This window comes from Acetilactobacillus jinshanensis, from assembly GCF_004359375.1.
In the GTDB taxonomy this organism is placed as follows: domain Bacteria; phylum Bacillota; class Bacilli; order Lactobacillales; family Lactobacillaceae; genus Acetilactobacillus; species Acetilactobacillus jinshanensis.
Genome location: NZ_CP034726.1, coordinates 151,929 through 168,958 on the forward strand (window position 1 = coordinate 151,929; position 17,030 = coordinate 168,958).

A 17,030-nucleotide genomic window follows, 5' to 3' on the forward strand; every position below is an offset into this window, starting at 1 on the left:
CATAAGACGTAAAATAACCACATCTAATCATTAGATATGGTTATTTTTTTACACAAAAAGGCCAGACGGAAATTTCCGTTTGGCCTTTTATTATTTTAATTGTTAGTGGAGATGGCGGGAATCGAACCCGTGTCCAAACAACTCTTTATAGCACCGTCACGTCGTATGCAAATCGAAACATCAACAACAGCCGGCATATGATACTGTACTAACTATCCGGTGTCATCAGTACAGGAGCGCTGTTAAATTACGCAGCGATAGCTTGATTATTGTTTGCAGTTAAACAAAGAAAGTGCGCTTATACGTACGCCTAACGAACGCAGTACTACTGAGGGCTGAATGTCGAATCCTTAACATCCCCATAATGACTACAACCTTATTATATCATATTTAATAATTCTGTCAGCTAATATCCTTTCAAGACGTCGTGATTATTAGTCCTTGCTTGAACATCTTTGCGGATTACCGGTGAAACATGATTAATTGAAACGGTTCTTCTTAGATGTCCCTGCAGTAATAACCGTTTACTACCACTGTCGTTACAGGTAATTAACGTTAAAATTGGTTGCTTAGTATTATTAATGACGTTGACGTCATAGGGGCTGATAACTTTTCGAACGTTGATTTTATAAACGTATACCTTTTTCATGTTGGTAATATACACCTGAGTTCCCTTATGTGCGTGAAACCAAAGCGGTGTAAAAAGGGCTGATTTATTGATCATGTGGTGTCCCGCTAAGGCATAGTTACCTTGGCCCATTTTTTCGTTAGCTTTCATGGTCCCAGCAGCCAGCATTAACGTTTCGTTGCCAACACCCTTACCAATCGGCAAATGGAGCCCAACGGATGGGACTAGGATTTGGCCGATGACAGGTAAATGTTTAGCATGCATTCTAGCACTGACAACCTGACTCATGGTCACGGGTTTAACCTTGCTCATATCGTAGCCACTCGACTTGTGGCGTAAGCCTTGGTTAACGGTTTGACGATTGACCTGAACCTGGTAGTGATTGACTAGGTGTGATTTAACGGGCTCATAAGCAAAGCAGCCAATCGCTAGGATAAAGCATAGGATTGATAACCACTTTAAGCATCGACTTAAATTAAATTTTGAAGGATGTGAATTCATATTTAATTCCTTTCATTAATAATCTGAAATATAGTTTATCACATTTACTAGATCTGAAAGGGTTGTAGCGTAGCCAGATAGCCATGATATAATGTGATTATAGATAATCGTTAGAAAGAAGAGCGGTAATTATTCTAAGATCGCATTTTCGTCGTTCTAATAACCCACGTTTATGGAAACTAAGTGGCTTCGTTGATCTTCGCCAGTATGGCCCGGATATTATGAATCATTATGCCCCGAATAATCAGCGTGCTGTAATTGCTAAAAACGTCGACATTAACAACGTCATCTGGTTAAAAGGTCACTTAATGCAAAAGAATCCCGTGGCCTATGTTTACGATGCCAAGAAGCAGGGCTGGGTTAAACTTAGTAAGTAAATGTTCTTAAGATCGTAATTAAGGAAGTTGATTTAGATGAATAATAATAACGTTAAGATGAATCCAGACGCTTTAAAACTTCTGTCTAAATTAGATGATATTCAGCATGGCATTAACGCTTCCGGGGCCTTTGCAATTTTGGTTCTTCATATGGACGGTAACAACGTTTCAAAAGTTCCGGTTGCCCAATTAATCCAGTCTGGAATTCAAAAGGCCCGTTTAACTGGGGTTCGCTTAAATACGAACATTAGTCTTGAATCAATGGTTGACAAAACCTTAGATATTTTAGAAAAACATCACATGATTACTTCCGAGAACTTGCCGTTGGGTAAGGGCTTAGTCTGCTATAAAGTTAACCCTGATTTAGTTCAATTATAAGTAATATTAGGTAATGTCTCTGTAACTAAAATGAAACTATATTGCAAGGTTTAAAGTCCCGTTTCTATGCTATTATAAATAATGTAAACGGGAGGCTTTTAATGAAATCGAGAAATATTCTAAAGACCCTTATTATGAGTCTAGTATTAGTTGTTACGTTATTAGTTGGTGGCAATTTCGTTAGTGGTCACCATATTCAAGTAAACGCTAGTCAAGCTGATGCTTATGATATTTCGCAATATCAAGGTCGAATTAATGATCGTCAAGCTCAAGGATTAAAAAATGAAGTTAAATTCGTAATTTTACGTGCTCAAGCAGGTTCAAGTTATCAAGATGCTCAATTTCAGCACAGTATGAACGAAATGAATAAGAATAACGTTCCATACGGTGTTTATAGTTACAGTCTTTACCATAATAATCAGCAGGCTCGTAACGAAGCTTCTACATTATATAATCGAGCCCCACAAGCTAACTTTTATATTAATGATATTGAACAAAATAATGCTGGTTCTCGGATTGTCTCGGCTACTAATGCATGGGCTGATCAGATGAAACGATTAACTACTAAGCCAGTTGTTCTTTATAGTGGCGCTAGTTTTATAAATCAGTACTTACGTCCAGCTCTTAAGCATTATGATGCTGTTTGGGTTGCTCAATATTATTATAAGAAACCAATTATTGGTCATAAATATGACCTCTGGCAATATTCAAGTACTCATTACAGTAAAGCATTAGGTCAAAAGCTTGATGCCTCTAAATTAATGGGTAACAAACCGTTAAGCTTTTGGATTGGTTCCAATGGCAACGGTGTTGTTCAACCCATTAAAACTAGAAGAGCTAAATCAATCACCAAGGTTACTCCACGGACTGCAACATTCAACCTTAGACAGTACCATCATGAAATGACCAAGATCGGCCGTAAATTTAAACGTGGTGACTATCGTTTATCACGCACCGAAAAGAAAGCCATGAAGATTTACCAAACTCGTCATGGTCACGCCTTTCGCGGTTAATTAAGTAATTAAATTTAAGATAATAAAAAAGACGATCAAAGTTTTTACTTTGATCGTCTTTTTTGAATGTTATGTAAAATTCTTATTTATATGGTAATTGAGCAATTCCTAAATCAACGTTGCTATGTAAATTGGGGTGTTCAATAATCTGATAGGCTAAATCAGCAACACTTGACGGCGAAACGCTACTGTCACTTACCGGTTGAGCGTTGTTGACGACTTGGTAACTAATAAGGTCATAACGATTAAGTTTAGCCCGACGAATAATGGTGTAATGAATGCCACTTCGTTTAACGATTTCAGTAGCTTTATTAACTTGCGCGTCACTAGGCTTGTCATTATCATTTAGAGCTAAGATAACCCGGTTGACTTGGGTTCCCGATGCAGCTTCCATAATGTTATGCATTAAATCAGGATTGGCTTGCTTTAAATCAATGTAGACGGTATCAAAACCTTGGGATTGAATTAATTTAGATAATGCTGGTTCATTTTTTAAATTAACGTTAAAGATGATTTCTCGAGTTGTTGATGAAGCGTTAAGAGTACCAGGCTTTTCTGTGACGATACCAACCCGGTCTTTGGAATTTCGTTGATTAATGATTCGATTCCGAAGTTGAATGGTGGCAGGGCTTGGATTAACGATCATTAACACGGTGTGGATAACATCTTTATCTTGATTCGGTTTAACTTGACGATTTTTACTCATGTTAATCCTCCTATTGCTAACTATATTCTAGCTGAAAACGGGCGGGATTAAAACTAAATCAATAATTAGCTAACGACTCCGAACAAGGTATAATGATACATGAGAAATCTATTTAGTCGAGGTTATCGTAATATGAAGAAATTCTGGTTTACGCTAGTTATTATTTTATTGGTGATCGTTGGTGCCGATGAATACGCTAACCGGGATGACCTTCGGATCCCAAATCTATTTCAGCCACAGGTTCGTCGACACGTTATATTAAAGCAACATCGTTTACCTAAATTAAAGGCACCTGGTGATGTATCACGAGAAACTCATCAGGTTGTACTTAAGCACCCGATTCATTATCATGGCTATTTTGATTCTAAAAATAAAACGGCTTACCTTAATGATATTCGGATGCAGGCGTTTCGTAATATTAATAAAGAACGATCAAAACGGCATTTACCAGCTTTAAAGTTAAATCAATCCTTGAATAAAGTGGCGTCATTGCGTGCTGTTCAGGCTAATCAAAACTTTGACCATTATAATCGTGCCGGACAGGCATTAAGTGCGGTTGATGCCGCTAAATTACACGTCAGTCCAAGTTATCTTAACGCTCGGACTCACTTATCCGAATGTTTATCGGAACAGGTCGGTGACGTTGATAATACGGCAGTTCAAGTTGCTCACAGTGCGGTTAACGGGATGATTTATCATGATGCTGGATCACATTGGGGTCATCGTAAGATTTTACTTGATCCTAAGAACCGGTTGATTGGGATCACGGCTTACATTGATAAAGCTAAAGATAATAAAGTCGTGGTTGCCTATGAACTTTACCAGTAAAAATTAGGTACTAATAATTCAAGAGGCGTTTAAAAAATATGAAGCATTTGAATTCTAAGATTTTAGCGATGATCGTTGCGTGTTCTGCTGCGATGTTGATGAACGTTAACGTTCACGCTGCCACTAATCAGGCTCAACAGCAAACGACCAAACGGCCACAGACAACCCAGATGAATAATAATCGTCATGAGGTTAAATCATCATCAGTCGTAATGCCTAAGAATCAAGTAAGTCATCATTATACTTACCAGAATTTGCGAACCGTTAAAAATAATCAGAATGCATTAATTCGACTTGGTTCACGTCGTGGCCATCGTAGCAATAAGCAATCCGTTAAGAAACCAAATAATAAGCAAAATAATCAAAAACGGCAGAATACGAAACGACCGGTTAATCGTCAAAACCAAAAGAATCGTCGACAGAATAAACAGAATAACCCTCGAGTAACGAGACAAAACCGGAATAACCGTAATAATAAAAACAAGCGAAACGTCCGTAAGCCAAGGGCTAAAAAGCGACGGACTGTGAAATATCAAGCACCAAAGTTAGCTCGGTTTCATGAAAAGATCATTAACCAAAAGAAATCCGCTGTTAATCATTACAGTAAAAAAATTAAGTATGTTGAAAATGATCAACCAGCTAATTTCCAAAGTTCCGGTCAGTATGGAGATCCTGATTATGCCAGAACTGGCACACCAATTACAGGGACAACACAAAATGGTTCCACAATAACTTTTCATCGCGTGACATTTATTCCAAAAAAGTTAAATAATAAGCGAATCATGAATCAATTCTATTCTCCACAAGGTTTAGTGATTGTTGGTCATTATGCATATGTAATTACGAATGCGACCAATAGTTATGAGTCTAGCCATAATAATGATAGCGATAAGGATAAACAAACACCAGCTAGTTATATTAATGGTGATAACTCAACTGGTACGAGTGCCTTTAAAAAGCCTGGTGCCACTCAAATCATTCGAATTGATTTAAGCAAACATGTAAAAGATTATAACGAAAATCTAAAGGCTGCTCATCGGAATATCAAAGTTGGCCCTGTCTTTTACGGGGGCCATGGCCAGGGCTTTGCATATAATTCAAAGACTGGCCAATTATGGTTATTAAATAATATAACAGGCCAAAGGACTAAGACTGCTGTAAGTCTGATTAATCCACGTACTTTGTTACCAGAATTACGAATTAATTTCCATTTTGGTAATACGACCATCGGGGATGACTTAGCCTTTGATCGAAAAGGGAATGCTTATAGCGTTACTGAAGCAGGGAATGGTAGTTTTGCTACGCCCGGTGCCTTGAAATTTTTTGCTGGATTAATTAATAATCGTGGTATCCATATGAAATTAATTGAACAGGCTTTACGTTATGCTCCAAGTGACGTAATTCAGGGATTAACTTATAACCCAAAGAATAATCGTCTTTATATTTTAGGTGACGAATCTGTAACTTCCGTTCCTGTTAAATATTTAGGTCATTTGAAGACATCTGATGTTTGGAATACCCAATTTAATACAACTCGAGAATTTGAAGGTTTGTCCTTCGATCGTTTCGGTAATGGGTACCTATTAGTTAGCCGTTCACCAGAAATCCTGAGAGCTAATTATAACCGTCACTTACAGTTCTAAATTAACGAAAGAAGTAATAAATACCAATGGATCAATCCCTATTGAAAACAGCTAAACATTTATTGAAGACTGCGAAAGTCTACACTGACGTTAATAACTGGTTATATCAACATCCCCAGTTTCTTCGCAAGTATGGCATCATCAATGGTGAAGTTGCGACGAATGAACTTAAAAAGGTTGCTGAACACCAGATTAGTGCTAGTGAATATACCGGAGCCATGGCAACATTACGCAAATTGAACGATCTTTATACTGACGCCTTTTATGACGATAATAGTTATGAAAACGTTTCTTTATCTGAATTAAAGCGTCGTGTCTTTAATCAGGAATAAATTATCTAAAGAGCCCGTTATCGAGCTCTTTTTGTTAATTTCAAAATTTTAAATTTTAGATTATGTTAAAATTAACTTGTTAACACAACTGAAGGGAGGCGAAAATATGGTAAAACGACCCGTTAGTAATAACATTAAGTGTCCATTTTGTGGGACCACGTTTTATCGAAGTGATTTATCCTATGTTGACAGCCGCGTCTATTTGAAGCGAATGAAAAACCGTTTAGAAATTTATCCACTTGGTAAAAACGTTGCCGCTAGCCCGAAATTAAAACAGCAGCATCCTGAATTATTACGACTTGAAATGTCAGCATGTCCGAACTGTCATCGGATCACGGTCCGTGCCGTTGGAATCGGTGATCAATATAAGCACCATCACGTGTTTAATATTTATCCCCGGTTTAATGCTGATCCGCTTCCGACTTACGTCCCTGACCAAATTCGTCAGGATTATAAGGAAGCTAACGAAGTTTATGAAGTCAGTCCTAATTCAGCTGCGATGCTTGCCCGACGAATTTTAGAAGAAATTATCGCGGACTTCTATCACATTGAAGAAGGGGATCTATATCATGATTTAGATCAGCTTCGTCATAAACAGAGTAATCCACGAGTTTGGCAAGCAATCGATTCAATTCGTCGACTTGGTAATATTGGTGCTCATCAAACCCAGAACGTTGATAACGTCTTTGGGAACGTCAGTGTTAAGGGTGCCAAAGAAATTATTGGCTTAATTCGCATGGTCATTCATGATACTTACGTTGAAGACCACCTTAGTCGACATCTTGAAAAGAGCGTTATTCGGAGTGCTAAGAAGCTAAATTATCAGCCGCATTATTATCCGTCTGATGAAAATTCTCAGAGTTCACGCCGAAATTACCGTTCACGTAATACGCACAAGTCTTATAGTTCGCATAATTCTAATAATGCTAACCGATCTAAGAGTTCTAATGCGTCACGTGGCCATCAACAACATCGAAATAACCATCGACGCAACCAAAATAATTCACGTCGTGAAAACAATCGTCGGTCCAATCAGAAACGAAATATCCGCCGAAATAGTTCGACACCAAAGCGTAATAACTATCGAAAGCAATCCAGACCTTCAAATAATCGTAAATCCAACCAACGTAACTCAAACTCATACCGAAAGACTCATCGTAACAACAATTATCGTAGATCGACCCGTTCTCGAGAACGTAATCAGCAATCTCGTTCACGTCATACCCAACGGCGTTCGACACGTCACAGTAAAAAGAGTAGAGTGAGAGATAAGAGCTTTACAATTATTCAAGGTAAATAGATAAGGCCTGAACACGATGTCAATTCTAATTGAAGCGTATACTAGGAACCTGGTCTTTTTTGGCGTAATTGACGTTTTGATTGCTCTTTGGTGTCTATATGGTCTTACTAAAATAATTGATCATCAGAGTACCAAATCAGATCGTATTAAGGGCATTGGAATTGTAATTGTCGCAATTATTTTGCTTTTGATTGTCAATCTCCTAGCGATTCATTTTACGCATAAGTAAATTAAACGATAAAAAAGCATCACGTCAAAGGTGATGCTTTCTTTTTGGAGGCGAAAATATGTCCCGACAAATTCCGATTAGTAAGCAAACTAGCTACCAATCGATCATGCACGTGATCCAGCAGCTTCATTATTCTAAAATTGAAGCTCACGTCATGATGTACCTGATTTACTTAATCATGAGTCAGGGTCAATATGATCAGCAGGCGCATGATTACTTCACGTTTTTTAATCCACAACCGTTGGCCAAACATGATCAGGTTTCTTTGCACACCGTCAAAGTGGCTTTTAAGGAACTGTTAGGTCATGGTGACATTCGGGTGAATAGCCGTCAACACGCTAAAGATCAAGTTTTTTTGGTTCGCTTTAAAGTAGTTAAGAACTAAATAAAAAATCCCCAGGATCAAATTCCAGGGGATTTTCTTATCTTATTATCGATTAAATTATTTGTTAGTTTGACTGATTTTCTGGCGAAGATCTTTTAACTGTGCAGCACTTAAGGCAAACGTTTCGTTTAATAAATTAACATCATGCTGCTGAGCTTTGATGGCGATTTTAAAAGCATCAGATAGATCACTTTTGATGAGCGTTAGGTAAACGACGCCACTTTGACTAGCGTTGTCGCTGTATGCGGCGCCCTTAACGTTGATGGCTGCTCGGACGTTATCTGCGGGATGTCCGGACTCAGAAAGTTTGGGACTAAAGCTGGTTGCCGTTAAATAGTAACGAGCATTATTACCGAATTTGGATTCGGGGAACAAAACTCGGTGCTGTTTATCGACACCGATGTATCGAATGTGATGTTCTTTATCCATACCAATCTTATCGAGCGGATTATATTGATCACGGACCAGATTAATTCCTTGATAATGAACTAAGTCATCTGGCGCAATTTGAATCAAATGTTGAAGACGCTTTTTATTAAGGTAATAAAGATAATAAAAGAAAGCGGCCAAAACGATAATTAAAATGATTAGAACTAGCATCAAAGAGACTTCTTTCTGGAATGCGTTTAGTTATTTTCGCCATTATTATACTATAAGTGTTACATTACTTATCAAGGAAACGAGGGAATTCGTTTGTCAATTTTAGATAAATTCATCAAGGCTAATCATCACTATAATTTAGCGATTAGCCATTTAGAACAGCAACAATATAAAGAAGCATTAGCTGAATTTAACCAGACCCTGGCTTTAAATCCACGGTATACGTTAGCGTTCATTAACCGTGGCAAGTTACAACAGCAGCATTTACACCATCCCAATGAAGCCGCTGCGGATTATGAACAAGCTCTGACGTTGGATCCGCATGATAACCAGACCCGTTACCGTTTGGCAGTCCTATACCAGACGATGAATCAATACCAGAAGAGTGCGCAGCATTTTCGGTTCATCATGATTGACGTTCGGTGGACGAAAAAAAACGGTGCATCCACAGCACTGCATGATTTTGATACTAATCAGTATCAATCAGCAGCCCAGGAAATGCATCGCATTCTTTCTGCATTAGATTTTCATTAACGGTGATTAACTAACTTGTTTTTTAACGCTAGTTGAAGTTACGTGAATTGTATTGGCGCTGTCAACTTTAGTAGCGGTTCCTTTGATGACGACAAATTCACCAACGGTAATTGGATCGTGTTTACCATGAATCTTATAGGTTTGATTACTGTGAACACCGCGAACCATCATTGGTTGAGATTGATTAGTGACCTTAGCCACTAAATTAATGTGGTGGGGATGTTTTTCGACCACGGTCTTAACGATCTGATTATCAGTTTCATTCACGATCCGTGATGGGACCGCTGGTTCATCAGCTTCAGTCTTCTTGTGACTTTTATGATGAGATTTAGTCGCTTTTGGCTCTTTAGTCGTGGTTTTAGAATGATGAGCTTGTTTAGATTTTAAATCTGAAACTTCTTGTTTAAGGTTGATGATCTCGGTCTGATTTTGTGACGGCAGCGAACTTCGAACTTTGGCTAACTTGGTTGCTCCGTAACTTAAAATAATGACGCTGGCCAATAAAGCCAGGATCGATAACGAGAACCATTTGAACGCGGCTGCCGAATTATTAAAGTTAACAAAGAACCAAACTACAAACAGGATTAACGAAATTCCACCCAAATCAAAGCTTAGGTTAAAGAATAAACTGGTACTCATTTTTGCAAAACACCTTACCGCTTTGTTTCCTTTATTTTCAAATTAATTGTACATTAATTATACAGCGATTTGAGGGGTAAAGCTATAAAGGTTTATAAATGGGCTTCACAAATTGTTTTTAATTGGATTTCGTGGTATTCTCACCGTGATTTATTAGTAAAAATAGAGTCCATAAAAGCAATAATATAAATGAAACGAACATCATTTTATATGAGGTGATTAGTTTGAAAATCCAAATTAAGAAATGGCTAGGCTATAGCTTAGCCGCGTTAACGTTGTTAGGTATCGCGATGCCCGCTTCACAAGTGAGTGCTAAGCGAACGACTTACCGAAACAATTACCAAGCAACACCAATCCATAATTCACAAAATGATAATGACGATGTATATATCGAACGAATCGTTTCAATTCCTAACCAAAGTTATACGAATTATGTAACGGGTGACCATGCTTTATATACGTTACCGGGAACCGTTAAGGGTACTCACCGGTTATTAACGAAAAGTGGAGTTCGAAAATTAGCTAAACGGCACGTTCGATTCATGGCTTATCGAAAGGCCGTCACAAATCGGGGCTCTTGGTATTTAAAGATCGTTTCACAGCACCATTCCGTTAGGGGCTGGATCTACGAAACCGATTTACGGACCATTCTGGATCCAAAGCAACAAGCGGCTAGTGGTAACGTTGGTTACTATGTTAATAAGGCCAAAATCAATATTGATGAACACAAACACCAGAGTTTAGTTAATCATACGCCGTTAAAGTTAAAGCCGGCCCAGAAATATTTGCGTAAGGCCACAGCTTCAGTTAAGGCTTTAAAGGGGACTCCTGATTATCAAACTGCCAAAAACGCGGTTCAGCAGGGGTATCGCTATTTACAGGTGGTCAAATCCGTTAACCCAAGCGCAAAGACAATGAAAGGCATTGCTACGATCCGTTCTGATTACCAGCAGGCTGCTAAATCAGTTGCCGCAGCTCAAGTTGCTAATGCTAACCATCAGCCTAAAGAAGCTAAACAGGATATTAACGCAGCTAACCGCAGCTTACGCCATGTTAGCAAGATTTTAGGTCAGATCCATAATCGTCGTGACCGACGTAACGCCATGAATTTGTTCAATCAAGCTTTACGTTATGTCAACAAGGACTATAGTTTCGATCCTGAAGTAAACTTGCGTAACGTTAACGCCCGTCGTTTATCAAATAAAACAATTCTGATGTTAATTAGTGTCGACGAAGATGACGCTCAAAAATCACTCATGGACTTATATCCGCATCTAAATAACTTTGACGTTACTTTGACTGATGCGTATGAAGCTCAGACTGATTTGAACCGAGCCAATGATTTGGTCGCCAGTTTAAAGGGGACCCAATTACAGCAGGCCGCATCAAAAGAAATTCAAGCCAACCAGCATGATATTAATGCCCTATGGAACGTTTAGGATAAACGTTTTTGATTGATACTGATTTCGGTTCTTCGTTATAATGATGAATGTAGCGAAAAGGAAAGTCATTGATAAAGGAGAATCCATATGCCCGAAAGTTTAAAGTCAACTACTGAATTAAATAATGGTGTTATGATGCCTCGTTTAGGCTTAGGTGTCTGGAAGACGGATAATAGTACCGCTAAGAATTCAGTTAAGAACGCGATCGAACATGGCTATCATTTAATCGATACGGCTAAACAATATGGTAATGAATATGGTGTTGGCCAGGGAATTAAAGAAGCCATTGCTGAGACCGGCATCAATCGGAAAGACTTATTCATTACGTCTAAGCTTTACAACGGTGATCAAGGTTACGCCACGACGTTACACGCCATTAAGGGAACCCTGAAGCGTTTAGGCTTATCCTACTTAGACTTATACATTATGCACTGGCCCGTTGACGGCAAGTACATCGATACTTGGCGCGCAATGGAAAAGTTATACCATGAAGGTTTAGTTCGTGCGATCGGAATTTCTAATTTTGACGTTCCACGCATGAAGAACCTGTTAGCTCATTCCACCGTAACTCCAGCCGTTAATCAAATGGAATTCAACCCGATCAACCAGGAAAAGAAGGTCATTGCCTTTGATAACTGGAAAGGGATCCAGACTGAAGCCTGGTCACCATTAGGTGGTGGTGAAGCCCTTGGCAATAAGGCCATTAACAAGATTGCTAAGAAACACGGTAAGTCAGCTGCCCAAGTGATCTTACGTTGGGACTGGGATCGTGGTATCGTTACGATTCCAAAGTCCGCTCATGAAAAACGAATCGTTCAGAACAGTCAGATCTTTGACTTCCAGTTAACTGATGATGAAATCAATGCTATCAACAACGTTGATCAAGAAAAGCGTGCCTTATGGTACGACAACTTCAAGTGGCACAGTGTTAACGCACCGTACACTGATGAAGTTGATCATTGGGATGATTCTCCTAAAGACTGGAAAGAATAAACTTGATTAAATAAGATCCTTTGACGTCCGTAATTTGATTACGGGCGTTTTATTTTGGTCTGAGAAGCGTTATTATTTTCCCTGACTGGCTAAAATGTGCTAAAGTCAAAATGATCCAACAGGATTAAATTAATGAAAATAATTATGAAACTGGTTAAAGCCAGAGGTGTTAAGATGCCAGAAGAAAATTTAACTTTACATACTGATGCATACGAACTCAGTATGATGCAGACCTATTGGGGTAAGCATCTTCAGAACCGTCACGCGGTTTTTGAAATGTATTTCCGAAAGAATCCGTTTGGTAACGGTTATGCTATCTTTGCTGGATTACAGCACGTAATTGATTACGTTAATCATTTAGGATTTACGGATAGTGATATCAAATATTTAAAGAGTACCCATTTCTTCAACCCGAAGTTCCTGGATTATTTACGTCATTTCAAGTTTCACGGGACAATTCGTTCCGCTCATGAAGGTGATCTGGTCTTCGCTAATGAACCCATCGTTCAGGTTGAAGGAACCATCGTTGAATGTCAGTTAGTTGAAACCGCCATCTTAAACATGGTTAACTACCAGACTTTAATCGCAACCAAAGCTTCCCGAATTCGGACCGCGGCCGGTGATGATCCGATTATGGAATTCGGCAGTCGTCGTGCTCAGGAAGTATCCGCAGCACTCTGGGGAACCCGTGCCGCTTATATTGGCGGCTTTGACTCCACGTCGAACGTCTTAGCAGGTAAACTCTTTGGCTTACCAATTGCCGGTACTCACGCTCATTCATTAGTTGAACTTTACGGTAATGATTATGACGCCTTTAAAGCCTATGCTGAAACGCATTATAATTGCACGTTTTTAGTTGATACTTATAATACCCTTAAGAGCGGTGTTCCGGCCGCAATTAAAGTAGCCAAGGAAATGGGCAACAAGATTAACTTTGCTGCCGTTCGTTTAGATTCCGGTGACATGGCCTACCTGTCCAAACGGGTTCGTGAGATGTTAGATGCCGCTGGTTTCACCAATACTAAGATCGTTGCGTCAAACGGCTTAGATGAAAATATCATCACCGATTTAAAGATGCAGCACGCTAAGATCGACGCCTGGGGCGTTGGCACCCAGTTGATCACTGCTTATGACCAGCCAAGTTTAGGCGGTGTCTATAAGTTAGTTTCAATTGATAACGGTCACGGTAAGATGCGTAACGCCATGAAGTTGACTAACAACCCGGCTAAGATTACCACGCCAGGTAAAAAGCAGGTCTGGCGAATTACGAAACGCAGTGATGGTAAATCTGAAGGTGACTACATCACCATTAACGGTGAAAATCCTAATCTTGAAAAATCACTGTACATGTTCCATCCTCAGTACACTTACATCAACAAGACTTTAACTGACTTTAAAGCGGAACCGTTATTGAAGACCATCTTTAAGGACGGTAAACAGGTTTATCATGAACCACCTGTTGGTGACATTAAACGACACGCCAATGCATCACTGGCTTCACTCTGGCCCGAATATCGACGTCAGCTGAATCCACAAGATTATCCAGTTGATCTGTCAAAGGAATGCTGGCAGAATAAGCAGGACACCATTAAAAAGATTCATAATTACGTTAATAAGAAATTAGATAATTAAAAATTAAATCAAAGAACTTAAAAATCCGCCAAGATTAATCGTAATCTTGACGGATTTATTTTTGGCTAAAAAATTATCCACTTGTGGATTATTTCCATCCGTAGGTCTTTAAATTCATTTTACTTTTTGGCATCTTGGATACATAGGGATTACCAGCAACGTAGTAGCGAAGCGGAGCGGTTGTCCACTTACCCTTATGCGGAACACCGATTCGACCGGATGTCGCGATTCGTTCCGGGTGTTTAGCGTTATCCACAAGGTCCAGGTGGAGTTGTGATTTAGCAAGACTTTGGGTATTAATACTCAGATTAATGCCCATTGCTGTGCATAACTTACCGGGACCGTTGGTTAGATTGAAACCTTTTTTATGACGACGTTGTTCCATTAATTTAATTCCGCTGGCGGGTTGAACACCACGAATTAGAACACCCTGTGGGTTACCAACGGGCTGGGTGATGAAATTAAGTAGATTGGAGCCATACATCGTAAATACATAGATGGTCCCAGGAGCCATGAATAGAGCTCGGTTCCACTTAGCCTTATGATTTTGATAACCATGAGCGGCTTGATCCTTAGCACCGACGTAAGCTTCCGTTTCGGTTATCCAGGCGCTGGCACCGCGGTATGAAAATCGTTTGCCAAGTAAATCACGGGAAATTTCTGTGGTTGGTCGATGGTTAAAGAATTGATCTAAGGTAACTGACAAAATTTCATCTTCTCCATATTTAATACTCTAATTGTACCATTCTGAGAGTTATCCACCTGTGGATAAGATCGGGCGAGGTTGGTATAATTAAGCCCGTAATTGCATTTAAGGAGTGGATAAATTGACTCATAAATCGCGTATGATTGGCTGGACACTGGCCATTTCAGCTGCGTTCTGCTGGGGGATCCAGGGACCCATCTCACAATTTCTTTTTCAGGATGCTTCCTATTCTCCAGAATGGCTAATGGGCGTTAAAGATACCATTGCCGGCCTTTTAATTTTACTGTTCGCGAAGAGTTATCAACGTCAGCATATCTTTCGGATTTGGCATGATAAAAAACATCTTTTTATGTTTCTATGCTACGCCATTTTAGGCATGGCGGCCGTTCAATATTTTTATTTAGTCTTGGTTAAAGCTAGTAACAGTGCGACTGGAACCATTTTACAGAATTTAGGGACAGTCTTGATTATGCTAGTAACGATTGCCATTTACCACTGGTTCCCAACCGTGTGTGAATGGATCGCTTTAATCGCGTCGATCATCGGGACCTGGATGTTGATCACTAAGGGTGACATGACCAAATTATCGATCAGTAAAGAAGCCTTAATCATTGGTGTCCTTCTGATCATTGCGGCAACGTTACACACCATGCTGCCAGTTCCATTACTTCGTCATTATCCCACATCAATCTTGGTTGGCTGGGCCATGTTACTCGGTGGCATTATCTTTAGTTTTATCCACCCGTTCTGGGTCGACGCCCCGAAGTTGACCTTTGGGACCTTCATGGGCGTTGCCTTTATCGTTGTCTTTAGTACCATTTTGGCGTTCATGTTCTTTATCTCGAGTTTAAAATACATTACACCGACCGTTGCCGGGATGCTGGATACTTTTGAACCGTTATCGGCAACCGTCGGAATGATCATGTTTCTTGGAACGCCGTTTAACGGTGCTGAAATTATCGGTGGAATTTTAATTTTAAGCGTTGTCTTTATTTTGGCTGCCGATCCTGCTAAACATCAAAATTAAATTTTACATAATTTGATAATCGTTGAAGCGCTTTGAAAGAAAGCGCTTTTATTTTCAGGTTGCAAAAGGTCTAAATCGTGCTATTATGAAGATGTAAACGGTTACTTGCATGGGAGGAATTTAGTTTTATGGACAATGTATTAAATCCCCAAAAGAGTAAAGATAACCTCTTAGGCAAATCGCTTAAGGCCATCGTATCTTTACTTGGTGTAGTATTAATCGGTTTAGGCGCCACCTTTCTAAAGATGGGCCACGTTGGTTTGGATCCGTTCACGGCTTTAAATATTGGAATGTCCAATCATTTAGGCATGGCTTTAGGAACCTATCAATTATCAGTTAATATTATCATTTTTATTTTCGTTCTACTTTTAGATCGTAAGCAAATCGGAATTGGTACCTTCTTTAACATGGTACTAGTTGGTTATGAAATTCAATGGTTTTCAGCTATTTATAGTGCTCACGTTGCCGAAGGATTGCACATTCCTTTAATTATCGTTGATGCATTAGTTGGAATCGCATTATTTACATTAGGCACTTCATTATATATGTCAGTTGATTTAGGGGTTGCACCTTACGATGCCATCGCACCCATTATTGTTGAACGTTCTAAACACGCCAAATACCAGTGGGTTCGTAGTTCTCAGGATATTTTATTCATGATTGCGGGTGTCCTCGCTGGTGGAATTTCCAGCGGCTCCGTTGGGATCATGACCATTGTCGTCGCATTCTTTGCGGGTCCGTTGATTAACTTCTGGAACCTGCACATTAGTCGTGATTTAGTTGACCAGATCAACCGCTTTAGTCATCAGGATCGTAAAATCAACGCATGGGTAACAGGACTTGTCCATGCCGGAAAGTATGGTGCTATTTTGACTCGTTCTGCATATCGTCACACCAGTTTTGTTCAGCAGCACATGTCCGGATATACGGATGCTGAAATCCGTGAAATGATTCACCGAACCCGTAATAGTTTACGTCGTAACGCAATGGTTCGTCACGCAATTGATCGTCGTTACGATTCACTGCTAATGGAAGCTGGGCGTCGTAACATTAAAGTTCGTTAAAGACAATTTGAATTAAATCTCTTAAGACCGATCATTAATTTGACTGGCCTTTTATTTTATCGTCATTTCGGTG

At 39.4% G+C, this 17,030-nt stretch carries 19 protein-coding genes and 1 other RNA gene; 14 read left to right on the forward strand and 6 right to left on the reverse strand.

The window, feature by feature from the left end; genetic code table 11:
• Positions 1-103: 103 nt before the first annotated feature.
• Positions 104-361: a transfer-messenger RNA gene (ssrA, locus tag ELX58_RS00745) on the reverse strand.
• A 45-nt stretch (positions 362-406) separates the two neighbouring features.
• Positions 407-1,129, reverse strand: coding sequence for a class A sortase (locus tag ELX58_RS00750; RefSeq protein ID WP_133441275.1), 723 nt, complete (start codon positions 1,127-1,129; stop codon positions 407-409).
• A 221-nt stretch (positions 1,130-1,350) separates the two neighbouring features.
• Between ELX58_RS00750 and ELX58_RS07800 the strand changes: the two genes are divergently transcribed.
• From ELX58_RS07800 to ELX58_RS00760, 3 genes are all read left to right on the forward strand, one after another.
• A complete protein-coding gene (locus ELX58_RS07800; RefSeq protein ID WP_162614578.1) occupies positions 1,351-1,506 on the forward strand; it encodes a hypothetical protein in 156 nt (51 codons plus the stop codon).
• 36 nt (positions 1,507-1,542) lie between these two features.
• Complete coding sequence (locus ELX58_RS00755; RefSeq protein WP_133441276.1) at positions 1,543-1,884, forward strand: hypothetical protein; 342 nt, start codon at positions 1,543-1,545, stop codon at positions 1,882-1,884.
• Positions 1,885-1,985: 101 nt separating this feature from the next.
• On the forward strand, positions 1,986-2,897 hold the full coding sequence (locus ELX58_RS00760; protein WP_133441277.1) for a GH25 family lysozyme: 912 nt from the start codon (positions 1,986-1,988) through the stop codon (positions 2,895-2,897).
• 82 nt (positions 2,898-2,979) lie between these two features.
• Here the strand turns inward: ELX58_RS00760 and ELX58_RS00765 are convergent, their stop codons facing one another.
• The gene (locus ELX58_RS00765) at positions 2,980-3,603 is read right to left on the reverse strand and encodes an NAD(P)H-binding protein (RefSeq protein WP_133441278.1); all 624 of its coding nucleotides are present in this window, start codon (positions 3,601-3,603) and stop codon (positions 2,980-2,982) included.
• Between the two features lie 99 nt (positions 3,604-3,702).
• Between ELX58_RS00765 and ELX58_RS00770 the strand changes: the two genes are divergently transcribed.
• The 5 genes from ELX58_RS00770 to ELX58_RS00790 all read left to right on the forward strand — a co-directional run bounded on the left by ELX58_RS00770 (position 3,703) and on the right by ELX58_RS00790 (position 8,320).
• Entirely contained in the window at positions 3,703-4,431 is a 729-nt protein-coding gene (locus ELX58_RS00770) for a CAP domain-containing protein (RefSeq protein WP_133441279.1), read from the forward strand.
• Between the two features lie 38 nt (positions 4,432-4,469).
• Positions 4,470-6,074, forward strand: a complete 1,605-nt coding sequence (locus ELX58_RS00775; protein ID WP_133441280.1) for an SdiA-regulated/phytase-like domain-containing protein — start codon at positions 4,470-4,472, stop codon at positions 6,072-6,074.
• 26 nt (positions 6,075-6,100) lie between these two features.
• Complete coding sequence (locus ELX58_RS00780; RefSeq protein WP_133441281.1) at positions 6,101-6,406, forward strand: hypothetical protein; 306 nt, start codon at positions 6,101-6,103, stop codon at positions 6,404-6,406.
• A 106-nt stretch (positions 6,407-6,512) separates the two neighbouring features.
• The gene (locus tag ELX58_RS00785) at positions 6,513-7,706 is read left to right on the forward strand and encodes a DUF4145 domain-containing protein (RefSeq protein ID WP_133441282.1); all 1,194 of its coding nucleotides are present in this window, start codon (positions 6,513-6,515) and stop codon (positions 7,704-7,706) included.
• A 287-nt stretch (positions 7,707-7,993) separates the two neighbouring features.
• Positions 7,994-8,320, forward strand: a complete 327-nt coding sequence (locus ELX58_RS00790; protein WP_133441283.1) for a hypothetical protein — start codon at positions 7,994-7,996, stop codon at positions 8,318-8,320.
• A 57-nt stretch (positions 8,321-8,377) separates the two neighbouring features.
• On the opposite strand, the gene ELX58_RS00795 is transcribed toward ELX58_RS00790, so the two are convergent.
• Positions 8,378-8,920, reverse strand: a complete 543-nt coding sequence (locus ELX58_RS00795; RefSeq protein ID WP_133441284.1) for a hypothetical protein — start codon at positions 8,918-8,920, stop codon at positions 8,378-8,380.
• A 93-nt stretch (positions 8,921-9,013) separates the two neighbouring features.
• On the opposite strand from ELX58_RS00795, the gene ELX58_RS00800 reads away from it, so the two are divergent.
• Positions 9,014-9,454: a tetratricopeptide repeat protein gene (locus ELX58_RS00800; RefSeq protein WP_162614579.1), complete on the forward strand. Its 441-nt coding sequence runs from the start codon at positions 9,014-9,016 to the stop codon at positions 9,452-9,454.
• Between the two features lie 6 nt (positions 9,455-9,460).
• On the opposite strand, the gene ELX58_RS00805 is transcribed toward ELX58_RS00800, so the two are convergent.
• Positions 9,461-10,093, reverse strand: coding sequence for a hypothetical protein (locus ELX58_RS00805; RefSeq protein WP_133441286.1), 633 nt, complete (start codon positions 10,091-10,093; stop codon positions 9,461-9,463).
• A 224-nt stretch (positions 10,094-10,317) separates the two neighbouring features.
• Between ELX58_RS00805 and ELX58_RS00810 the strand changes: the two genes are divergently transcribed.
• The 3 genes from ELX58_RS00810 (at position 10,318) to ELX58_RS00820 (ending at position 14,160) form a co-directional block, all read left to right on the forward strand.
• The gene (locus tag ELX58_RS00810) at positions 10,318-11,532 is read left to right on the forward strand and encodes a hypothetical protein (protein WP_133441287.1); all 1,215 of its coding nucleotides are present in this window, start codon (positions 10,318-10,320) and stop codon (positions 11,530-11,532) included.
• A gap of 90 nt (positions 11,533-11,622) precedes the next feature.
• Positions 11,623-12,528: an aldo/keto reductase gene (locus ELX58_RS00815; protein WP_133441288.1), complete on the forward strand. Its 906-nt coding sequence runs from the start codon at positions 11,623-11,625 to the stop codon at positions 12,526-12,528.
• A gap of 174 nt (positions 12,529-12,702) precedes the next feature.
• A complete protein-coding gene (locus ELX58_RS00820) occupies positions 12,703-14,160 on the forward strand; it encodes a nicotinate phosphoribosyltransferase (protein ID WP_133441289.1) in 1,458 nt (485 codons plus the stop codon).
• An 88-nt stretch (positions 14,161-14,248) separates the two neighbouring features.
• Here the strand turns inward: ELX58_RS00820 and ELX58_RS00825 are convergent, their stop codons facing one another.
• Positions 14,249-14,866: a DNA-3-methyladenine glycosylase gene (locus ELX58_RS00825; protein ID WP_133441290.1), complete on the reverse strand. Its 618-nt coding sequence runs from the start codon at positions 14,864-14,866 to the stop codon at positions 14,249-14,251.
• Between the two features lie 121 nt (positions 14,867-14,987).
• Here ELX58_RS00825 and ELX58_RS00830 point away from each other — a divergent pair, with 121 nt between their 5' ends.
• Complete coding sequence (locus ELX58_RS00830; protein WP_236747683.1) at positions 14,988-15,893, forward strand: DMT family transporter; 906 nt, start codon at positions 14,988-14,990, stop codon at positions 15,891-15,893.
• Positions 15,894-16,021: 128 nt separating this feature from the next.
• Positions 16,022-16,957, forward strand: coding sequence for a YczE/YyaS/YitT family protein (locus ELX58_RS00835; RefSeq protein ID WP_133441291.1), 936 nt, complete (start codon positions 16,022-16,024; stop codon positions 16,955-16,957).
• Positions 16,958-17,030 lie beyond the last annotated feature (73 nt).